The organism is Candidatus Pantoea deserta (assembly GCF_003813865.1).
Taxonomy (GTDB): Bacteria; Pseudomonadota; Gammaproteobacteria; order Enterobacterales; family Enterobacteriaceae; genus Pantoea; species Pantoea deserta.
In genome coordinates, this window is the sequence record NZ_RMVG01000011.1 from 43366 (window position 1) to 64847 (window position 21482).

General features: G+C 58.0%; 20 protein-coding genes and 1 other RNA gene. 16 read left to right on the forward strand and 5 right to left on the reverse strand.

The annotated features are described in order from the left end of the window. Window positions 1–38 precede the first annotated feature (38 nt). On the reverse strand, window positions 39–728 hold the full coding sequence (locus tag BBB56_RS14330; RefSeq protein ID WP_123801627.1) for a bactofilin family protein: 690 nt from the start codon (window positions 726–728) through the stop codon (window positions 39–41). A 336-nt stretch (window positions 729–1064) separates the two neighbouring features. Here BBB56_RS14330 and epd point away from each other — a divergent pair, with 336 nt between their 5' ends. The 6 genes from epd to BBB56_RS14360 all read left to right on the forward strand — a co-directional run bounded on the left by epd (window position 1065) and on the right by BBB56_RS14360 (window position 7192). Further along, complete coding sequence (epd, locus tag BBB56_RS14335; protein WP_123801628.1) at window positions 1065–2084, forward strand: erythrose-4-phosphate dehydrogenase; 1020 nt, start codon at window positions 1065–1067, stop codon at window positions 2082–2084. 51 nt (window positions 2085–2135) lie between these two features. Next, window positions 2136–3299, forward strand: a complete 1164-nt coding sequence (gene pgk, locus BBB56_RS14340; protein WP_123801629.1) for a phosphoglycerate kinase — start codon at window positions 2136–2138, stop codon at window positions 3297–3299. Window positions 3300–3403: 104 nt separating this feature from the next. Further along, a complete protein-coding gene (gene fbaA, locus BBB56_RS14345; protein ID WP_123801630.1) occupies window positions 3404–4483 on the forward strand; it encodes a class II fructose-bisphosphate aldolase in 1080 nt (359 codons plus the stop codon). Between the two features lie 207 nt (window positions 4484–4690). Beyond that, entirely contained in the window at window positions 4691–5563 is an 873-nt protein-coding gene (mscS, locus tag BBB56_RS14350; RefSeq protein ID WP_123801631.1) for a small-conductance mechanosensitive channel MscS, read from the forward strand. 126 nt (window positions 5564–5689) lie between these two features. Next, entirely contained in the window at window positions 5690–6313 is a 624-nt protein-coding gene (argO, locus tag BBB56_RS14355) for an arginine exporter ArgO (protein WP_123801632.1), read from the forward strand. A gap of 141 nt (window positions 6314–6454) precedes the next feature. Continuing rightward, on the forward strand, window positions 6455–7192 hold the full coding sequence (locus BBB56_RS14360; protein WP_123801633.1) for an oxidative stress defense protein: 738 nt from the start codon (window positions 6455–6457) through the stop codon (window positions 7190–7192). Window positions 7193–7433: 241 nt separating this feature from the next. Here the strand turns inward: BBB56_RS14360 and BBB56_RS14365 are convergent, their stop codons facing one another. After that, window positions 7434–8339: a LysR family transcriptional regulator ArgP gene (locus tag BBB56_RS14365; RefSeq protein WP_033752211.1), complete on the reverse strand. Its 906-nt coding sequence runs from the start codon at window positions 8337–8339 to the stop codon at window positions 7434–7436. 33 nt (window positions 8340–8372) lie between these two features. Here BBB56_RS14365 and BBB56_RS14370 point away from each other — a divergent pair, with 33 nt between their 5' ends. The 3 genes from BBB56_RS14370 to serA all read left to right on the forward strand — a co-directional run bounded on the left by BBB56_RS14370 (window position 8373) and on the right by serA (window position 10745). Further along, on the forward strand, window positions 8373–8570 hold the full coding sequence (locus BBB56_RS14370) for a hypothetical protein (protein ID WP_123801634.1): 198 nt from the start codon (window positions 8373–8375) through the stop codon (window positions 8568–8570). Then, the gene (rpiA, locus tag BBB56_RS14375; protein WP_123801635.1) at window positions 8567–9226 is read left to right on the forward strand and encodes a ribose-5-phosphate isomerase RpiA; all 660 of its coding nucleotides are present in this window, start codon (window positions 8567–8569) and stop codon (window positions 9224–9226) included. The genes BBB56_RS14370 and rpiA overlap by 4 nt, the downstream gene beginning before the upstream one ends. A gap of 280 nt (window positions 9227–9506) precedes the next feature. Beyond that, window positions 9507–10745: a phosphoglycerate dehydrogenase gene (serA, locus tag BBB56_RS14380; protein ID WP_123801636.1), complete on the forward strand. Its 1239-nt coding sequence runs from the start codon at window positions 9507–9509 to the stop codon at window positions 10743–10745. Window positions 10746–10835: 90 nt separating this feature from the next. Here the strand turns inward: serA and BBB56_RS14385 are convergent, their stop codons facing one another. The 3 genes from BBB56_RS14385 to zapA all read right to left on the reverse strand — a co-directional run bounded on the left by BBB56_RS14385 (window position 10836) and on the right by zapA (window position 12057). Further along, complete coding sequence (locus BBB56_RS14385; RefSeq protein WP_123801637.1) at window positions 10836–11429, reverse strand: 5-formyltetrahydrofolate cyclo-ligase; 594 nt, start codon at window positions 11427–11429, stop codon at window positions 10836–10838. Between the two features lie 75 nt (window positions 11430–11504). After that, a non-coding RNA gene (gene ssrS, locus BBB56_RS14390) (6S RNA) lies at window positions 11505–11688 on the reverse strand. A gap of 39 nt (window positions 11689–11727) precedes the next feature. Next, the gene (gene zapA, locus BBB56_RS14395; protein WP_081140900.1) at window positions 11728–12057 is read right to left on the reverse strand and encodes a cell division protein ZapA; all 330 of its coding nucleotides are present in this window, start codon (window positions 12055–12057) and stop codon (window positions 11728–11730) included. Between the two features lie 169 nt (window positions 12058–12226). Between zapA and BBB56_RS14400 the strand changes: the two genes are divergently transcribed. The 7 genes from BBB56_RS14400 to gcvP all read left to right on the forward strand — a co-directional run bounded on the left by BBB56_RS14400 (window position 12227) and on the right by gcvP (window position 21465). Then, a complete protein-coding gene (locus BBB56_RS14400; protein ID WP_123801638.1) occupies window positions 12227–12805 on the forward strand; it encodes a YecA/YgfB family protein in 579 nt (192 codons plus the stop codon). A gap of 49 nt (window positions 12806–12854) precedes the next feature. Then, on the forward strand, window positions 12855–14177 hold the full coding sequence (gene pepP / locus BBB56_RS14405; protein WP_123801639.1) for a Xaa-Pro aminopeptidase: 1323 nt from the start codon (window positions 12855–12857) through the stop codon (window positions 14175–14177). Next, the gene (gene ubiH / locus BBB56_RS14410; RefSeq protein ID WP_123801640.1) at window positions 14174–15352 is read left to right on the forward strand and encodes a 2-octaprenyl-6-methoxyphenyl hydroxylase; all 1179 of its coding nucleotides are present in this window, start codon (window positions 14174–14176) and stop codon (window positions 15350–15352) included. Before pepP ends, ubiH begins: the two co-directional genes overlap by 4 nt. 13 nt (window positions 15353–15365) lie before the next feature. Next, window positions 15366–16568 carry an FAD-dependent 2-octaprenylphenol hydroxylase gene (ubiI, locus tag BBB56_RS14415; protein ID WP_123801641.1) on the forward strand — a complete coding sequence of 401 codons (1203 nt, stop codon included), beginning with the start codon at window positions 15366–15368 and terminating at the stop codon, window positions 16566–16568. A gap of 440 nt (window positions 16569–17008) precedes the next feature. Further along, on the forward strand, window positions 17009–18103 hold the full coding sequence (gcvT, locus tag BBB56_RS14420; RefSeq protein ID WP_123801642.1) for a glycine cleavage system aminomethyltransferase GcvT: 1095 nt from the start codon (window positions 17009–17011) through the stop codon (window positions 18101–18103). A 22-nt stretch (window positions 18104–18125) separates the two neighbouring features. Continuing rightward, complete coding sequence (gene gcvH, locus BBB56_RS14425; RefSeq protein ID WP_123801643.1) at window positions 18126–18512, forward strand: glycine cleavage system protein GcvH; 387 nt, start codon at window positions 18126–18128, stop codon at window positions 18510–18512. Between the two features lie 82 nt (window positions 18513–18594). Next, window positions 18595–21465, forward strand: a complete 2871-nt coding sequence (gene gcvP / locus BBB56_RS14430; RefSeq protein WP_123801644.1) for an aminomethyl-transferring glycine dehydrogenase — start codon at window positions 18595–18597, stop codon at window positions 21463–21465. Window positions 21466–21482 lie beyond the last annotated feature (17 nt).

Below are 21482 nucleotides of genomic sequence, written 5' to 3' on the forward strand. Positions count from 1 at the left end.
GTAAAGGTTCGCCTGCCTGTGCAGGCGAACCAGAAAGGCTACTGCTGCAACAGCGTCGCCTTATGCAGTTGAAACTCCTGACCGGAGGGCGTTGGCGCTTCGGTCTTATTCTGCTCCCAGGGTTTAGATACGCCGTAGAAACGTCCCTGATGATGGACGGCGAGCGAGTCGCATTCCACGGTGCCATCCATAAAGCCTTCGGCATTAATGGCGACTTCCCGGCTGCGGCACAGTCCTTTTAACTCGCCGCTGATTTCAATGCGCTGCGCATAAATCTCCCCGTCAACGCGCCCCTTTTTTTGCACAAAAACGGTTTTCTCGGCGTTAATTTTTCCCGTCACGGTGCCATTAATGTGAATATCGCCCTGGGAGGTGATTTCGCCGTTGATCGCGCAGGTTTCCGGGATGGTGGTGGTGTGATCCGGGGCGACCTTAACCACGGTGGCGACGGAGACGCTCTCTTCGAAGTCATCTTCGAGCGCGGGATCGGGAGCAAACTTCTCGGCGTAGCCGGCATTAAAACCGTTCTCTTTGCGTTTAAACATCATTATTCCTTTATTGAATAGTAATTTCCTGAAAGCTGCCTGGGCGATAAACGTCATCCCCAGCGCCAGCAGCAGCCCGCGATACTGACGAACCATCGCCAGCGTAACGCTCCAGCTAAATACGTAGACCACCAGAGCGAAAGACCAGATAAACCAAAGGTACCAAAGCAGGTTGTAATTCATAGGTTGTCTGTCATAAGGAAGCGCCTGTTACCGCTGTCCGACTGCGCGGCAAGCTACAATGACTCTATGAAACGGAGCCGCGTCAGATGGTCGTTTTATATGCATCCTGAAGTTTTTAGTGTGATCGCCGTCTGATTTTCAGATTCTGATTTGATCTGACGCATTCCAATTTTTAGCGGTTCTATTTATTGTAGCTGAACCGTTTCAGTAGGCGCTGCGACGGCTTTTTTTCAGCTGGCAGACCATGGCAAAAGCGCAATAATTTCCTGTACAAACGTCAACGTCTGGCTCAGGCTAACGCTCCGATTTTGCACTGAATTTATTTGCAGGGGTGATATGACGGTTCGCATTGCCATAAACGGATTTGGCCGCATCGGGCGCAACGTGCTGCGCGCACTCTATGAAACCGGCCGGCGGGCGGAAATCACCGTTGTCGCCATCAATGAGCTGGCGGAAGCCGCGGGAATGGCGCATCTGCTGAAGTATGACACCAGCCATGGCCGCTTCGCTTTTGACGTGCGTCAGGAGCGTGATTTACTCTGTATTGGCGACGATACCCTGCGTATTCTGCATCATGCTGACATCGGGATGCTGCCGTGGCGCGAACTTAACGTCGATATAGTGCTGGACTGCACCGGCGTCTACGGCAGTCGGGCGGACGGCGAGGCGCATTTACAGGCGGGAGCCAAAAAAGTGCTCTTTTCCCATCCCGGCGGTAACGATCTCGACGCCACCGTCGTGTTCGGCGTTAACGAACAGGCTCTTAAACAAACTGACCGCATTGTTTCCAATGCCTCCTGCACCACCAACTGCATTATTCCAGTGATTAAGCTGCTGGATGACGCCTTTGGCATTGAATCCGGCACGGTAACGACCATCCATTCGGCCATGCACGATCAGCAGGTGATCGACGCCTATCACAGCGATCTGCGCCGCACGCGCGCCGCCAGTCAGTCGATTATTCCGGTTGATACCAAACTGGCCGCGGGGATTACGCGCATTTTTCCGAAATTTAACGATCGCTTCGAAGCTATCGCGGTTCGCGTACCAACCATTAACGTGACCGCCATTGATTTAAGCGTCTCGGTGCGGCAGTCGGTAAGGGCCGCAGAGGTTAACGCGCTGCTGCGTCATGCGTCAGAAGGGGCATTTCGTGGTATAGTTGACTATACGGAATTACCGTTAGTCTCAGTAGATTTTAACCACGATCCGCACAGTGCCATTGTGGACGGCACGCAAACGCGGGTCAGCGGTCAGCGCCTGATCAAGACCCTGGTCTGGTGCGACAACGAATGGGGCTTTGCTAACCGAATGCTCGACACGACGTTAGCGATGGCCGCAAGCGGTTTCAGGTAAGGCGCGGTTTGCGCCTGGCAAAACTTATGAGAATCAACGAGAGGGTTCACCATGTCTGTAATTAAGATGTCCGATTTGGATCTGGCTGGTAAGCGCGTTCTGATCCGTGCCGATCTAAACGTACCAGTAAAAGAAGGGAAAGTGACGTCAGACGCACGTATCCGTGCTTCTCTGCCTACCATCGAATCGGCGTTGAAACAGGGCGCGAAAGTGATGGTAACCTCTCACCTGGGTCGTCCGACCGAAGGTGAATACAACGAAGAATTCTCCCTGCTGCCTGTTGTTAACTATCTGAAAGATAAACTGAACGGCACCAACGTTACCCTGGCTAAAGACTACCTCGACGGCGTGGAAGTTGGCGCAGGCGAACTGGTGGTGCTGGAAAACGTTCGCTTCAATAAGGGCGAGAAGAAAGACGACGAAGCGCTGTCGAAGAAATACGCTGCGCTGTGCGACGTGTTCGTTATGGACGCATTTGGTACTGCGCACCGCGCGCAGGCTTCAACTCATGGCGTGGGCAAGTTCGCGCCGATCGCCTGTGCCGGCCCGCTGCTGTCCGCCGAGCTGGAAGCGCTGGGTAAAGTGATGAGCAACCCGGAGCGTCCGCTGGTGGCCGTTGTCGGCGGTTCAAAAGTGTCGACCAAATTCGACGTATTGCAGTCGCTGGTGAAAATCGCTGACACCGTGATCGTCGGTGGCGGTATCGCCAACACCTTCGTGGCGATCGACAACAACGTGGGCAAATCACTCTACGAGCCGGACTTTGTCGAGGCGGCGAAAGGCCTGCGCGATCAGTACGGTATTCCGGTTCCGACCGATTCCCGCGTAGGCACGGAATTCTCTGAAACTGCTCCGGCGACCGTGAAAAAGGTTTCCGAAGTGGCGGATAACGAAGAGATTATGGACTTCGGCGATGAAACCGCGCAGGCGATGGCGAAGCTGCTGAAAGAAGCCAAAACCATTCTGTGGAACGGCCCGGTGGGCGTATTTGAATTCCCGAATTTCCGTAAGGGCACCGAAATCGTGGCTAACGCCATTGCCGACAGCGACGCGTTCTCTGTAGCAGGCGGCGGCGATACCCTGGCGGCTATCGACCTGTTCGGCATCGAAGACAAAATTTCTTACATCTCTACCGGCGGCGGCGCTTTCCTGGAGTTCGTCGAAGGCAAAAAACTGCCTGCGGTCGCCATGCTGGAAGAGCGTGCTAAGCAGTAATCCTTTGGGGGCGACGCCTCGGCGCGTCGCCTGAAGACTTGCCCCGTAGGGCGTTTAAAGCGCTGTCCCTTTTGGGATAGTCGGTCACGAAACAGGACACAATCATGTCTAAAATTTTTGATTTCGTTAAACCCGGCGTTGTCACTGGTGATGACGTTCAGAAGATCTTCCAGGTCGCGAAGGAGAATAAATTCGCGCTGCCAGCGGTAAACTGCGTCGGCACCGACTCCATCAACGCCGTGCTGGAAGCGGCTGCGAAAGTTAAAGCGCCGGTAATCGTGCAGTTCTCTAACGGCGGCGCGGCATTTATCGCGGGTAAAGGCTTTAAAACCGACAAGCCGCAGGGCGCAGCCATTTTTGGCGCCATTTCTGGCGCGCACCACGTTCACCTGATGGCTGAACAGTACGGCGTTCCTGTGATCCTGCACACCGACCACTGCGCGAAGAAACTGCTGCCGTGGATCGACGGTCTGCTGGACGCGGGCGAAGAACACTTCAAGAAAACCGGCAAACCGCTGTTCTCTTCTCATATGATCGATCTCTCTGAAGAGTCGCTGGAAGAAAACATTGAAATTTGCAGCAAGTACCTGGCGCGCATGGACAAACTGGGCATGACGCTGGAGATCGAGCTGGGCGTGACCGGTGGCGAAGAAGATGGCGTGGACAACAGCCACGTTGACGCGTCTGCGCTGTATAGCCAGCCGGAAGACGTTGACTATGCCTACACCGAACTGAGCAAAATCAGCAAGCGTTTCACCATTGCTGCCTCGTTTGGTAACGTGCACGGCGTTTACAAGCCGGGCAACGTTAAGCTGACGCCGACCATTCTGCGCGACTCGCAGAAGTACGTTTGTGAAAAACATGGCCTGCCGCACAACGCGCTGGACTTCGTTTTCCACGGCGGCTCCGGCTCGTCTGCGGCAGAAATCGAAGAGTCCATCAGCTATGGCGTGATCAAGATGAACATCGATACCGATACCCAGTGGGCAACCTGGGACGGTATTTTGCAGTACTACAAAAAGAACGAAGAGTATCTGCAAGGCCAGCTCGGCAACCCGCAGGGTGCCGACAGCCCGAACAAGAAATATTACGATCCGCGCGTCTGGCTGCGTGCGGCGCAAGCCTCAATGGTTGTGCGCCTTGAGCAGGCTTTCAAAGAGCTGAACGCTATCGATCGTCTGTAATCCGCATCGCGGGTAAGCACTCAGGCCAGATCTGTTGATCTGGCCTTTTTTATGCAGCCGCTGCGGTAAATTGCTTAAAATTTCAGCTAATTCAACGCGAATTTGGCATATCATTCCAATGTTGATTACCCTTGTTATCTGGTTTGCCGGAATTTTCTGGCTGTGATTTGACTTTCCCGACAGGGAATTCAACAACAGGGCACTCAAATGGAAGACTTAAATGTCGTAGACGGCATTCACAACGCTGGTGGCTGGCTGGTACGTAATCAGGCGTTGATCCTCAGCTATGCGGTCAATATCGTAGCGGCTATCGTTATCCTTATCCTCGGGATGATCGTTGCGCGCATTATCTCACGCGGCCTTAACCGCGTGCTGGTAGCGCGCCATATCGACAAAACGGTCGCAGATTTTCTTTCAGCGCTGGTACGTTACGGCATTATTGCCTTTACGCTGATCGCTGCGCTGGGTCGCATCGGCGTACAAACCGCCTCGGTGATTGCCGTGCTGGGTGCCGCAGGCCTGGCGGTTGGTCTGGCGCTGCAAGGCTCACTGTCTAATCTGGCAGCAGGCGTACTGCTGGTCACCTTCCGTCCGTTCCGTGCGGGCGAGTTTGTCGACCTCGGCGGCGTAATGGGCACAGTGCTTAACGTACAGATCTTCTCAACCACGCTGAAAAGCGCAGACGGTAAAATCGTCGTAGTGCCAAACGGCAAAATCATTGCGGGCAATATCGTTAACTTTTCCCGCGAGCCGGTGCGTCGCAATGAATTTATTATCGGCGTTGCCTACGAGGCAGATGTTGATGAAGTGATTGCGCTGCTGGAAGAAGTTGTGAAGAACGATCCGCGCGTGCTACAGGACATGGGCGTACAGATCGGTCTCAACGAACTGGCCGCCTCGTCGCTGAACTTCGTGGTGCGCTGCTGGAGCAACAGCGGCGACCTGCAAAACGTCTACTGGGATCTGCTGAAAAACTTCAAGCGGGCGCTGGACGCGAAGGGCATCGGCATTCCTTATCCGCAAATGGATGTACATCTGCATCGCGTCAAAGAGCCTGAAGCCGAAGCGCAAGCGCAGTAAAATCTGCCGGGCGGCATTCCTGCCGCCCGAATTAATCGTTCTAATACCCAATTAAATTTTTCAATTTCATCTAATAATTCCCGCTCTGTATACTCCCCCACATCTCACCGATGTAAGGAAAATTCCGTGTTATCCATGTACTTACAAGGGCTTGCTCTTGGGGCCTCGCTTATTCTGCCGCTGGGACCGCAGAATGCGTTCGTCATGAATCAGGGCGTAAAGCGTCAATACCATTTAATGACGGCTTCACTGTGCTCCCTGAGCGACATCGCCCTGATTTGCGGCGGCATTTTCGGCGGCAGCGCCTTGCTGCGCCAGTCGCCGCTACTGCTGATGCTCATTACCTGGGCTGGCGTGGCCTTTTTGCTGTGGTACGGCTGGAACGCTTTGCGTATCGCTTTCAGCGGCAATGTGGATCTGGCCAGCAACAGCGAGCTAAAGCAGAGCCGCTGGCGCATTATCGCCACCCTGCTGGCGGTTACCTGGCTCAATCCGCACGTCTATATCGATACCTTTGTGGTGCTGGGCAGCCTGGGCAGCCAGCTGCCGACGCAGACGGCGCGCCACTGGTTTGCGTTTGGCACCGTAAGCGCATCGGTCATCTGGTTCTTCGGGCTGGCGCTGATGGCGGCCTGGCTGTCGCCTCGCTTGCGCACCGTCCGGGCGCAGCGGGTGATCAATCTGCTGGTCGGCGCGGTGATGTGGGTTATCGCGGGTCAGCTGGCGCTGCAAGGAATAGCGAATTTCTGATTGAATAGTCTGAAAGCGGCAGAACAGAATAAGCAAAGCGCGCGCTTTTAGGGTATAACACGCTCTCAGCCGTGCATACTATTTCATTCAAGCCTGCGCCTTTGAAGCCGCAGCAAAACAGAGATTTCAAGGAGGACTTTCGTGAAACTGAAAGCACTGGCGCTGGTCGCCATTACAGGCGCGCTGGCGCTGCCGCTAAGCGCCGTAGCCGATGAGCTGCCGAACGGACCGCATGTTGTGACCTCTGGTCAGGCAACGGTTGACGCGCGACCGGATATTGCCACGCTCTCAATCGTGGTCAACGTCTCGTCAAAGGATGCGGCGGATGCGAAAAAACAGGCCGACGATCGCGTTGCTCAGTACTTTGACTTCCTGCAAAAAAATGGCATCGAGAAAAAAGACATCGATGCCGCCAACCTCAGCACGCAGCCGGAGTACGACTACACCAAAGAGGGCAAATCGGTGCTGAAAGGCTACCGTGCGGTGCGTCAGGTGCAGGTTACGCTGCGCCAGCTGGATAAGCTGAATGAGCTGCTGGATGGCGCGCTGAAAAGCGGTCTGAATGAGATCCGTTCGGTCGAGCTGGGCGTGACCAACCCGGAAAGCTATAAGGCGCAGGCGCTGAAGGCGGCGATTGAAAATGCGAAGCAGCAGGCTGCGGCGCTGGCGGAAGGGTTTGATGCGAAGCTGGGTTCGGTCTACAGCATTCGCTATCACGTTGCCAACTATCAGCCGATGCCGATGGCGCGCATGTATAAAGCCGCTGCCCAGTCAGCCGACACCTCTGCACAGCAGACCTATGAGCAGCAGAGCATTCACTTTGACGATCAGGTGGATGTGGTGTTCGACATCAAGCCGAATACGGCTGGCGCACAGTAAACACAAGGGGCGCTCAGCGCCCCTTTTTACTGACGCGCAGACCGTGAGTTCGCCAGGACGCAGGCGGCAAGCGAATGGCAACGCGACGCAGGCGGCACAATGTGCCCCCGGCATAGAGTCCGCCAGCCTGAAGGGTTTGCCTCATCCACGCGCAGCCTGCCAGTTTGTTGGCCGCAATGGGCTGAGCGCAGGGGCGACGCCCGCGCGCGCCGCTGGCTCAGGGCGCGCTATCCAGCCTGCGTTAAGCCGCTAAATCATCCTGCCGCAGCACGCGATGACCGTGAGAAATCAGCGCGTCGGTAACGCGTCGCATCAGGCGGCTCTCCGGCGCAAAGCGGTGCCAGTAGAGCATACGCCGCTGGCACAGGCCGGGGGTTAAATCCAGCAGCTCGCCGCCCGCCAGCTCGCGCTCAATTTGCAGATGCGGGATCATACAGCAGGTCGAACCCTGTCGCGCCAGCTGCACAAAGGCTTCTGACGAGTTGACGATATGGCAGGGCACGCTGCCGGGCGAAAGATCGAAGTTCTGTTGCAGGAAAGCCTGATGCATATCATCAAGGTGGTCGAAAGCGACCGCCGGGGCCTTCAGCAGCGCCGAGCGCGTCACGCCGTTAGGGAAATAGCGCGCGGCGAACTCTGGCGAGGCGACAAACAGGTAGTCGAGCGCGCCAAGCTGATCGACCAGGCAGCTCGGCAGCGGCTGCGGCTGAATACTGACCGCGCCGACCACTTCGCCGCGGCGCAGCCGCTCCTGGGTGCGCGTCTCATCTTCGACCTGCAAATTAAGCCGCACCGGCGAATCTGCCAGCACATCTTTCAGCGCGGGCAGCAGCCAGGTCGCCAGACTGTCGGCGTTGACCGCCAGCGACAGCAGCAGCGGCGTCGTGCCGCCGTTCTCATCGCTCAGCCACTCCTCTTCCAGCAGCTCCACCTGATGCAGCAGAGCCAGCAGCTTCTGGCCTTGCTCGGTGGGGCGCGGCGGCACGGTCCGCACCAGCAGCGGCTGGCCGAAGAGATTTTCCAGCTGTTTAATGCGCTGCGAGACGGCCGACTGGGTGATGCATAATTTCTGGGCGGCGCGCTCGAAGCCGCGTTCGCGAATCACTGCGTCCAGCGCCTGAAGCGTTCGATAATCAGGGCGTTTCATTGTTGTTTTCTCTCCTTCAGGATGGACGTTACTATGCCACAAAAAATTCATCTGACGCGCTTCGCTGCGGATCTTTCCGCGCGCCGCGCCGCAGAACCGCCTTCAGGCGTGGTTTTTTTGCGGGCTGGCTTCCAAAGCGATCATCGCAGCCGAAACAGCCGCGCACTTTCGGCAAACGTTGCTTTATACTACGCCCACTTCGTTGTCGCACAGGTTTTAAACATATCATGACCCAGGATGAACTGAAAAAAGCCGTAGGCTGGGCCGCGCTGAAATACGTGCAGTCGGGCAGCGTGGTCGGGGTGGGTACGGGTTCCACTGCCGCGCACTTTATTGATGCGCTCGCCACGATGAAACATCAGATTGAGGGGGCGGTTTCCAGTTCGGAAGCCTCAACGCTGAAGCTGAAAGCGCTTGGCATTCCGGTTTTCGATCTCAATGAGATCGACGATTTGTCGATCTACGTGGACGGCGCGGATGAGATCAATCCGCATATGCAGATGATCAAAGGCGGCGGGGCGGCTCTGACGCGCGAGAAGATCGTGGCGGCCGTGGCGGATAAGTTCATCTGTATTGCTGACGCCTCCAAAGAGGTGGATGTGCTGGGCCGCTTCCCGCTGCCGGTTGAAGTGATTCCGATGGCGCGCGCCTTTGTCGCGCGCGAGCTGGTGAAGCTCGGCGGCTTGCCGGAGTACCGCCAGCACGTCGTCACCGATAATGGCAACATTATTCTCGACGTGCATAATCTGCGTATTCTCGACCCCATTGAGCTGGAAAAAACCATCAACGCGCTGCCCGGCGTGGTCACCGTTGGACTCTTTGCGGCGCGCGGCGCGGATATTGCGCTGATCGGTACGCCTGACGGCGTGAAAACCATCGAAAAATGATCTGTCCGGCGTGCAGAGCGCGCCGGTTTTTTATTTGCCTGAAACATCTTTTCTGACTTCTGCCAAATTCGGTGACTTATGTCACATAAGCGTCATCGGCAGCAGGTTCATCCTCTGTTCATCGTTCAGCTCCCGATTTTCTGTGGCAATGTGCTGAGCTAAGCCGTCCCCGTGCTGGCAGCAAAGCAAACGGTTGTATTGCCGCAGGCGTAATTTTTGATATTTTGACAGAAGGCGCGCTTATGGCGGCCATTGTTGAAATCACAATAGGGTCGGGGAAATGGCAAAGGTATCACTGGAAAAAGACAAGATTAAGTTCCTGCTGGTGGAAGGCGTACACCAGAGCGCGCTGGAAAATCTGCGGGCGGCAGGGTATACCAACATCGAATTCCACAAAGGCGCGCTGGATGCGGAAGCGCTGAAATCCTCCATTCGCGATGCGCACTTTATCGGCATCCGCTCCCGTACCCAACTCACCGAAGAGATTTTCGCCGCAGCGGAAAAGCTGGTTGCCGTAGGCTGCTTCTGCATCGGCACCAATCAGGTCGATCTCAATGCAGCGGCGACGCGCGGCATCCCGGTGTTCAATGCGCCGTTCTCGAATACCCGGTCGGTTGCTGAACTGGTGATTGGTGAAATGCTGCTGATGCTGCGCGGCATCCCTGAGGCGAACGCCAAAGCGCACCGCGGTATCTGGAACAAAAACGCCGTGGGTTCTTTTGAAGCGCGCGGTAAAAAGCTGGGCATCGTCGGCTACGGTCATATCGGCATGCAGCTTGGCGTGCTGGCTGAGAGCCTGGGGATGCATGTCTTTTTCTACGATATTGAGAACAAGCTGCCGCTGGGCAACGCTACGCAGGTGCGCCACCTTGCCGATCTGCTGAATATGAGCGACGTGGTGAGCCTGCATGTGCCGGAAACGCCCTCTACGCAGGATATGATCGGCGCGCAGGAGCTGGCGCAGATGAAGAAGGGCGCGTTGCTGATCAACGCTTCGCGCGGCACAGTGGTCGATATTCCGGCGCTGTGCGACGCCCTGGCGAGCAAACACCTTTCCGGCGCGGCCATTGACGTCTTCCCGGTGGAACCGGCAACCAATACCGATCCCTTCAGCTCGCCGCTGTGCGAGTTCGACAACGTGATCCTGACGCCGCACATCGGCGGCTCCACCCAGGAAGCGCAGGAGAACATCGGTATTGAAGTGGCGGGCAAACTGGCTAAGTACTCCGATAACGGCTCTACGCTTTCAGCGGTTAACTTCCCGGAAGTGTCGCTGCCGATGCACGGTGCCAGCGCCAGCCGTCTGCTGCACATCCATGAAAACCGTCCGGGCGTGCTGACGGCGATTAACCAGATTTTTGCCGAGCAGGGCATCAACATTGCCGCGCAGTTCCTGCAAACCTCGCCGCTGATGGGCTATGTGGTTATCGACATCGATGCGCCGCAGGATCTGGCGGATAAAGCGTTGCAGCTGATGAAGGCGATTCCGGGCACCATTCGCGCCCGTCTGCTTTACTAATCCGCTAATCAGGCTTCAGGATGATATGTGCCGTCTGCTCTCTCCCGGACGGCACATAATGCTTAAGCCGCTCTCTCACGGCAAAAGCCGCTACTCCCACTGCCAGAGTCGCGACGGCGTCAGCACCGCAGGCAACGGCACATCCCATGCCGCAGCCGGCAAAGAATCCACCTGCTGACAGTCATGCGCCAGACCAACCGGTAAAAAGCCGTGCCGCCGCCAGTGCTGCAAGGTGCGATCGTAAAAGCCGCCGCCCATGCCCAGCCGCTGTCCGGTCTGGTCAAAAGCCACCAGCGGCACCAGCATGACATCCAGTTTATCCAGCGTAATGAGCTGACGAATATCGAGCGGCGGTTCAGGAATGCGCAGCTTGTTCGGCGTGAGCAGCGTGTCGGGCGTGTAGCGCAGAAACAGCAAATGGCCGGCGGCAAAAGGGTGCAGCACCGGCAAATAGACCTGCTTTTTCTGCTGCCAGAGTTTGGCAATCAGCGGACGCGTATTGAGTTCGCCGTCTACCGACAGAAACAGCGCAACATGATTAGCGTTAGCGAGAGGCGCAAAATTAACAGCATGTTCCGCCAGCCGGTCGGCGGCCTGTTCCTGCTGTTCTTCCGTCAGCGCGCGGCGCAAATGGCGCACATGCTGGCGAATAGCGTGTCGATCGAGAGGAGAGGGCTGAGACATAAAAACCCCGCTGATAAGCTGCTGATTGAGCAACTATATCATTCAGCGCGGGGAAGAACAGATGCAGAACGTAAGGAGATCTCCGAGATGCCGCCGCAGGCTGTAACCCTTGAACCCTTGGTTCAAGGTGAATGTGCCGTCGCAACCATCAGGCTTCTCGGACGAACCGAGCATGCTCACAGGTTACAGAGCGCCACACTCTGTTGGTATGAAATATCGGCTCAGGGGACTGGCCCGCTTGCAAACATCTCAGAGAAAATTGACTTCACCGTTACTCTAAAACAGCAACCATAAAGTATTATTCGAATTTCGCACCCTGGCGGTCGGTAATGCGACCCTGCTCAACAAGAGCCTGTTCAATCGTCTGCTGTAGCATACGGATACGTTGTTCCATATTAGCAGCATAATCGCGCGTTTTCACCTTCTCTTGCGCCAGTTCATGGCAGATGTTTAGCGCGGCGATGAACACCAGTTGCTCGGTATTTGTGACTCTAGTGCGAACTTTTAAATCTTGCAACCGTTGATTGAGATCGTCGGCAGCCGCGTTCAGCGCATCTTGCTGTTCAGGCGGACAATTCACTCTCAATGAACGACCAAAAATTTGTATATCTACTGGTTGTGCAGACATGCCACCTTCCTGACTGATTACTTCGCCCGCAGCTCCCTTTACTGTCAATGCGTTGGGAGGCGGGCAACTATATAGACCCGCGAAATAAGATACAACCCCTTTCTGGAAACCCTGAGGCAGCTAGTGGTAGCATAACACGAACTTATTCTGCCAACGACGACGAATCCTTATGTCTTTACAGAACGCAACCCCCGATTACAACGCGCTGGCGTCAGCGCTCTCTCAGCAAGGCGTGGGGATGACGCCAGCAGAAATGCACGGCCTGATCAGCGGCATTCTGTGCGGAGGCAACCAGGACAGCAGCTGGAAAACGCTGGTGCACAACCTGACTAACGAAGGCATGGCGTTTTCGCAAAACCTTGCGACGCCCCTTCAGACGCTGCATGACAGCACCGCCAGTACGCTGGAAGACGAAGGCTTTATGTTTCAGCTGATGCTGCCGGACGACGAAGACATTAGCGTATTCGATCGCGCCGATGCGCTGGCAGGCTGGGTCAATCATTTCCTGCTGGGACTGGGCGTGACCCAGCCGAAGCTGGACAAAGTCACCGGCGAAACCGGCGAAGCGATTGACGACCTGCGTACTATCGCTCAGCTCGGCTATGAAGAAGATGAGGATCAGGATGAGCTGGAGCAGTCGCTGGAAGAGGTGATCGAATATGTGCGCGTCGCGGCGCTGCTGTGCCACGATACCTTTAATCGTCCACAGCCGACCGCCCCCGAAGTGCAAAAACCCACGCTACACTAAGCCAGACATCTCAGGGCGCGGACGCGCCCGTTTTACAGGGAGTGCAAACATGATTTCTCTGGACACTTTCCAGCAGCGTCGTCAGGCGCTGCTGGCAAAAATGGCGCCGGGCAGCGCCGCCTTGATATTCGCCGCGCCGGAAGCGACGCGCAGCAATGACAGCGAATACCCGTTTCGTCAGAACAGCGATTTCTGGTACTTCACCGGCTTTAACGAGCCGCAGGCGCTGCTGGTGCTGATTAAAAGCGACGATACCCATAACCACAGCGTGTTGTTTAATCGGGTTCGCGATCTGACGGCGGAAATCTGGTTTGGACGGCGACTGGGCCAGGAAGCGGCGCCGGAAAAATTAGGCGTCGATCGCGCGCTGCCCTGGGATGATACTGGCGAGCAGCTGCACCTTCTCCTTAACGGACTCGACGTGGTTTACCACGCTCAGGGCGAATATGCCGAAGCGGATGCGCTGGTGTTCGCTGCGCTGGATAAGCTGCGTCGTGGTTTCCGGCAAAATCTCAGCGCGCCCGCGACCCTGACCGACTGGCGTCCCTGGGTTCATGAAATGCGCCTGTTCAAAGGGCCGGAAGAGATTGAGATTCTGCGCCGCGCGGGAAAAATCAGCGCGCTGGCGCACACCCGCGCCATGGAGAGCTGCCGCCCAGGCCTGTTTGAATACCATCTTGAGGGCGAAATCCACTACGTCTTTAACCGTCACGGCGCGCGTTTTCCCTCCTATAACACCATTGTTGGCTCTGGCGAAAACGGCTGCATTCTGCACTACACCGAAAATGAGAGCGAACTGCGCGACGGAGATTTGGTGTTAATCGATGCCGGCTGTGAATTTCACGGCTACGCCGGCGATATTACCCGCACCTTCCCGGTGAATGGCAAGTTTACCGCGCCGCAGCGCGCCGTATACGACATCGTGCTGGCCTCCCTTTATCGGGCGCTGACGCTGTTTCGGCCTGGCGTCAGCATTCGCGAGGTCAATGAGGAAGTGGTGCGCATTATGGTGAGCGGCCTGGTGGATCTGGGCATTCTGCACGGCGAAGTGGACACGCTGATTGCGGAAGAGGCGCACCGTAAGTTCTTTATGCACGGGTTGAGCCACTGGCTCGGTCTGGACGTGCATGACGTCGGCCATTACGGCACGCCTTCGCGCGACCGTATTCTGGAGCCGGGCATGGTGCTGACCGTCGAGCCGGGTCTCTACATAGCGCCGGATGCCGATGTGCCCGTGGAGTATCGGGGCATCGGCATCCGTATCGAAGATGACATTCTTATCACCGAAACGGGCAATGAGAATCTTACCGACAGCGTAGTGAAAGACGCGGATGCCATTGAGGCGCTGATGGCAGCGGCGCAGCAGGCATGAGTATTATCATCGTTGGCGGCGGGATGACTGGCGCAACCCTCGCGCTGGCCATCTCCCATCTGACCCAGGGGCAGCTGCCAGTTACGCTCGTTGAGAACAGCGCGCCCGGCAGCCGCGCCCATCCAGGTTATGACAGCCGCGCTATCGCGCTGGCGGCCGGTACGCGTCAGCAGCTGGCGGATATTGACCTCTGGCGCAGTATTGAAAAGCGCGCCACGCCCATCACCCATATTCACGTTTCCGACCGCGGGCATGCCGGATTCGTTACCCTGAACGCCGATGCTTATCAGATCCCGGCGCTCGGCTACGTCGTTGAGCTTTTCGAGGTCGGGCAGCGGCTGTTTGAGCGGCTGCAAACCGCGCCTGGCGTAACCTTGCGCTGTCCGGCGCGCGTCGCGGCCGCGCAGCGGCTGCCGGACAGCGTGCAGGTGAGGCTGGAGAGCGGCGAACAGCTGGAGGGCACGCTGCTGGTCGCGGCAGACGGCTCGCGCTCTCCGCTTGCCGCCTCGCTCGGCATCCAGTGGCAGCGGGAGGATTATCAGCAGCTGGCGGTGATCGCCAACGTCTCTACCCAGCTGCCGCATCAGGGCCGCGCCTTTGAGCGCTTTACCGAGCATGGTCCGCTGGCGCTGCTGCCAATGTCGGACAATCGCCTGTCGCTGGTATGGTGTCACCCGCTGTCGGCGCGCGAAGCGGTCGAAAGCTGGAGCGACGATGAGTTTCTGGCGCAGCTGCAACGCGCGTTCGGCTGGCGGCTGGGACGCTTTACCCATGCCGGCAGGCGTGAAAGTTATCCGCTGGCGCTGCAAAACGCGACGCAGCAGGTTGCGCATCGGCTGGCGCTGGTGGGCAACGCGGCGCAGACGCTGCACCCTATTGCCGGACAGGGCTTTAATCTGGGACTGCGCGACGTGATGTCGCTGGCGGAAACCCTGGCCGCCGCGCATCGTCAGCAGCAGGATGCGGGCAGCTATGCCGTGCTGCATCACTATCAGCAGCGTCGCCAGCCCGATCGCGACGCCACAATCCGCATCACGGATGGGCTGGTGCGTCTGTTCGCCAATCGTTATGCGCCGCTGGTGGCGGGACGAAATCTGGGGCTGATGGCGATGGATCATCTGCCGTGGCTGCGTAATCAACTGGCCGAGCGCACGCTTGGCTGGGTTAAGCGTTAACTAAGGGGCACCGATGCAAAGTTTTGATGTGGTCATCGCCGGCGGCGGTATGGTTGGACTGGCGGTCGCCTGCGGCTTGCAGGGCAGCGGGCTGCGCGTCGCCGTGCTGGAAAAAACAGCGCCGCCGCAGTTCGACGCCAGCGCTGCGCCGTCGATTCGCGTCTCGGCGATCAACGCCGCCAGCGAGCGGCTGCTGCAAAAGCTTGACGTCTGGCCTGATATTCTGACGCGTCGCGCCAGCGCTTATCACGGCATGGAAGTGTGGGATCGCGACAGTTTCGGCGCGATTCAGTTTGACGATCAGCAGCAGGGGCTGACGCACCTGGGACACATCGTCGAAAATCCGGCGATTCACAGCGCGCTCTGGCAGCGCGCCAGCCGCTGTAGCGACGTCACGCTGATGGCGCCTGCGCAGCTTCAGCAGGTGGCGTTCGGCGAAAATGAAGCCTTTGTCACGCTTCAGGACGGCGCCATGCTTACCGCGCGCCTGCTTATCGCCGCCGACGGCGCCAACTCCTGGCTGCGCAACAAAGCCGATATCCCCTTGACCTTCTGGGATTATGACCATCACGCGCTGGTGGCTAACATTCGCACCGAGCGGCCCCATGAATCGGTGGCGCGCCAGGTCTTTCACGGCGACGGCATTCTGGCGTTTCTGCCGATGCAGGACCCTCACCTCAGCTCGATTGTCTGGTCGCTGTCGCCGCAGGAGGCGAGCCGCCTGGCCAGTATGCCGCAGGCGCTGTTTAACCAGCAGCTTGCCGTTGCCTTTGATATGCGTCTTGGGCTGTGTCAGCTGGAGAGCGAGCGCAAATCCTTTCCGCTGATGGCGCGCTATGCCCGCAATTTTGCGGCGCACCGTCTGGCGCTGGTCGGCGACGCGGCGCATACCATTCATCCTCTGGCAGGGCAGGGCGTCAATCTCGGCTTTATGGACGCCGCGGAACTGACGGGCGAAATCCGTCGTCTGCATCAGCAGGGCAAAGATATTGGACAGCATCTCTACCTGCGCCGTTACGAACGCAGCCGTAAACATAGCGCCGCGCTGATGCTGGCCAGCATGCAGGGCTTTCGCGAGCTGTTCGCCGGCTCCAGTCCGGCGAAAAAGCTGCTGCGCGATCTGGGGCTGAAGCTGGCGGACAGCCTGCCGGGCGTGAAACCCGCTATGCTGCGTCAGGCGATGGGGCTGCATGATATGCCCGACTGGCTCCGCTAAACCCGTTTCGCCTTTTTTAGAGCCAGCGCTGAGCTGGCTTTTTTTATGCCTGCAAGCCGAGGCGCACCAAAAAAGGGCGTCGCTGCACCTCAGACGCGCCTCGTTTGATTTATTCTAATTTCACCCCCTTCTTCGCATTATTTTTATTTATGCGAAGCTGATTTGTCTCTTTTGTCTTTTTAACAATTTGCGTGGCTTTCCTCATTATCTGGCTGGATAGCTGCGCAACAATCCGATTTACTGCGCGATAAATCACAAAATGCTAGTTAATTATGCTATTGGCTTTGCCTGCACCTTAAAAGGCATGCTTCAATTCACCCCTGTACAGCTTATGGTTAAACGCGCTTTTCAATGATAACGTCAGGGAAAAGAGAACGTTTGCGCGGGCTGCCATCGTGACGATGACACCCCAAAACTTACCCGCTTCTGACAGGATGGCTATGACTCAGCAAACCCCTTTGTTTGAACAGCATCAGGCCTGCGGCGCCCGCATGGTGGACTTTCACGGCTGGATGATGCCGCTGCACTATGGCTCGCAGATCGACGAGCACCATGCCGTGCGCCAGGACGCCGGTATGTTTGACGTCTCACATATGACCATCGTCGATTTGCGCGGAGCGCAGACGCGCGATTTCCTGCGCCATCTGCTCGCTAATGATGTCGCCAGACTGACGCAGCCCGGCAAGGCGCTCTACACCGGCATGCTTAACGCCTCTGGTGGCGTCATTGATGATTTGATTGTTTACTTTATGACCGAAGACTTTTTCCGCCTCGTGGTTAACTCGGCGACGCGCGAAAAGGATCTGGCGTGGATCGGCAAGCATGCCGCGGCATACGGCGTGGCGCTGACGGAGCGCGACGACCTGGCGCTGATTGCCGTTCAGGGACCGCAGGCCCAGCAGAAAGCGCAGACGCTGTTCAGCGCCGCGCAGCGCGAAGCGGTAGCCGATATGAAGCCCTTTTTTGGCATAGAGTCCGGCGAGCTGTTTATCGCCACCACAGGGTACACCGGCGAAGCGGGCTATGAGATTGCGCTGCCTGCGACCGAGGCGGCAGATTTCTGGCAGCGCCTGCTCGCGGCGGGCGTGAAGCCTGCGGGGCTGGGCGCGCGCGATACGCTGCGTCTGGAAGCCGGGATGAACCTCTACGGTCAGGAGATGGACGAAGGCGTTTCACCGCTGGCGGCCAATATGGCCTGGACGGTTTGCTGGGAGCCAGAAGATCGTGATTTTATCGGGCGTGAGGCGCTGGAAGCGCAGCGCGAGAGAGGCACGGAAAAACTGGTGGGCCTGATCATGACGGAGAAGGGCGTGCTGCGTCACGGCCAGCCGGTGCGTTTCACCGACGCGCAGGGCCAGCCGCAGCAGGGCGTTATCACCAGCGGCTCTTTCTCGCCGACGCTCGGCTACAGCATTGCGCTGGCGCGCGTGCCGGCCGGTATTGGCGACAGCGCTATCGTTGAGATCCGCCAGCGTGAAATGCCGGTAAAAGTAACCAAACCTGTTTTTGTCCGCGGCGGTAAGCCGGTTCATTAATTTATTTTCAGGAGAAATGGCGATGAGCAATGTGCCGAATGAGTTGAAATACCGTGACAGCCATGAGTGGGTGCGCAAGGAAGCAGACGGCACCTTTACCGTCGGCATCACCGAGCATGCGCAGGAGCTGTTGGGCGATATGGTATTTGTGGACCTGCCTGACGTGGGCAACAGCTACGCCGCAGGCGACGAGTGCGCGGTAGCGGAGTCGGTGAAAGCGGCCTCCGATATTTATGCGCCCGTCAGCGGCGAAATTGTCGCCGTCAATGATCAACTGGGCGACGCGCCGGAGCTGGTCAACAGCGAGCCTTACGCCGCCGGCTGGCTGTTTAAAATTAAACCCAGCGATGAATCTGAACTGGATTCCCTGCTGGATGCGGACGCCTACAGGGCCTCCATTGACGAATAAGCGTTACGGCGGTCAGCCTTTTTGACCGCTTGTTAGTGCCTTGCTATGGCTGAACGCCAGCCCGATTCAGGATTGACTGCTAATGACCCAGACTTTGATCCAGCTCGAACATAACGGTGCCTTTATTGAACGTCATATCGGCCCTTCACCGGAACAACAGGCGCTGATGCTGGAGGCGATTGGCGCCAGCTCGCTGGAGGCCCTGATTAGCGCCATCGTGCCTGCCGACATCCAGCTGCCCGGCCCGCCCGCCGTCGGCGATGCCGCCACCGAGCAGCAGGCGCTGGCCGAGCTGAAAGCGATTGCGGGTCAGAACCAGCGCTACAAATCCTGGATTGGCATGGGCTACAGCGCGGTGGTGACGCCGCCGGTGATCCTGCGCAATATGCTGGAGAATCCCGGCTGGTACACCGCCTATACGCCTTATCAGCCGGAAGTCTCCCAGGGGCGTCTCGAAGCGCTGCTCAACTTCCAGCAGGTCACGCTCGATCTTACCGGACTGGACGTCGCCTCCGCCTCGCTGCTGGATGAAGCCACGGCGGCGGCGGAAGCGATGGCCATGGCGAAGCGCGTCAGCAAGCTGAAAGCCGACAAGTTTTTTATTGCCGATGATATTCATCCCCAGACGCTCGACGTGGTGCGCACCAGGGCAGAAACCTTTGGCTTCGAACTGATTATCGACCGCGCCGACAAGGTGCTGGAGCACGATGCGGTGTTCGGCGTGCTGCTGCAACAGGTGGGCACCACGGGTGAAGCGCACGACTACAGCGCCCTGATCGCCGAACTCAAGCGCCGTAAAATCGTGGTCAGCGTCGCGGCCGATTTTATGGCGCTGGTGCTGTTAGAAGCGCCGGGCAAGCAGGGGGCGGACATTGTTTTCGGCTCAGCGCAGCGCTTTGGCGTGCCGATGGGCTATGGCGGTCCCCACGCCGCTTTTTTCGCCAGCCGCGATGAGCACAAACGTTCCATGCCGGGACGCATTATCGGCGTCTCGCGCGATGCGGCAGGGAATACCGCGCTGCGTATGGCGATGCAAACGCGCGAACAGCATATTCGTCGCGAGAAAGCCAACTCCAATATCTGTACCTCGCAGGTGCTGCTCGCCAATATCGCCGGTCTGTACGCGGTCTATCACGGTCCCAAAGGGCTGAAGCGCATCGCTTCCCGCATTCACCGCCTGACCACCATCCTCGCCGCCGGGCTGCAACATGGCGGGCTGAAGCTACGCCATCGCAGCTGGTTCGATACCCTGACGGTTGAGGTGGCCGACAAGGGCGCAATCCTGAACCGCGCGCTGAGCTTTGGCGTCAACCTGCGCAGCGATATTCACAACGCTGTCGGCATTACGCTGGATGAAACCACCCGTCGCGAAGATGTTCAGACGCTGTTTGCTATCCTGCTGGGCGACCAGCACGGCCTGGACATCGACAAGCTGGACGCCGCTGTGGCGGCTGACAGCCAGGCGATCCCTGCGGCGCAGCAGCGTCAGGGCGACATCCTGACGCATCCGGTTTTCAACCGTCACCACAGCGAAACCGAGATGATGCGCTACATGCACAGTCTGGAGAAAAAGGATCTGGCGCTGAATCAGGCGATGATCCCGCTTGGCTCCTGCACCATGAAGCTCAACGCGGCGGCGGAAATGATCCCCATTACCTGGCCGGAATTTGCTGAGCTGCACCCGTTCTGCCCGGCGGAACAGGCTTCCGGCTACCTGCAAATGATTGGTCAACTGTCGCAGTGGCTGGTGCAGCTCACCGGCTACGATGCGCTCTGCATGCAGCCGAACTCCGGCGCGCAGGGAGAGTATGCCGGCCTGCTGGCCATTCGCCGCTACCATGAAAGCCGTAACGAAGGGGCGCGCAATCTCTGCCTGATCCCCAGCTCCGCGCACGGCACCAACCCGGCTTCGGCGCAGATGGCGGGCATGGACGTGGTGGTGGTCGCCTGTGACAAGCAGGGCAATATCGACCTGGGCGACCTGCGTGAGAAAGCCGCGCAGGCGGGGGAGCATCTCTCCTGCATTATGGTGACCTATCCGTCGACCCACGGCGTGTATGAAGAGACCATCCGCGAGGTGTGCCAGATCGTGCATCAGTACGGCGGCCAGGTTTATCTCGACGGCGCCAATATGAATGCGCAGGTGGGCATCACCACGCCGGGCTATATCGGCGCGGACGTTTCGCATCTCAACCTGCATAAAACCTTCTGTATCCCGCACGGCGGCGGCGGCCCAGGCATGGGACCTATCGGCGTCAAAGCCCACCTCGCGCCTTTTGTGCCGGGGCACAGCGTGGTGCAGATCGACGGCGTACTGACGCAGCAGGGGGCGGTTTCCGCCGCGCCCTTTGGCAGCGCCTCTATTTTGCCGATCAGCTGGATGTATATCCGGATGATGGGAGCGGAGGGACTGAAGCGCGCCAGCCAGGTGGCGATTCTCAACGCCAACTATATCGCCAGCCGCCTGCAATCGGCCTATCCAATCCTCTACGCCGGTCGTGATGGCCGCGTCGCGCACGAATGTATTCTCGACATTCGTCCGCTGAAAGAGCAGACCGGCATCAGTGAGCTGGACATCGCTAAACGTCTGATTGACTACGGCTTCCATGCGCCGACCATGTCTTTCCCGGTGGCGGGCACCCTGATGGTGGAGCCGACCGAGTCGGAGAGCAAAATCGAGCTGGACCGCTTTATCGATGCGATGCTCTCTATCCGCATGGAGATCGACCGCGTCGCCGATGGCGAATGGCCGGCAGAGGATAATCCGCTGGTTAACGCGCCGCATACGCAGATGGAAGCGGTCGGCGAGTGGCATCACCCCTACAGCCGCGAGCTGGCGGTCTTCCCGGCAGGCAGCGACAACAAATACTGGCCGACGGTAAAACGTCTGGATGATGTGTTTGGCGACCGCAATCTGTTCTGCTCCTGTGTGCCGATGAGCGAGTATCAGTAAACGCCGCGCAAGGGTAA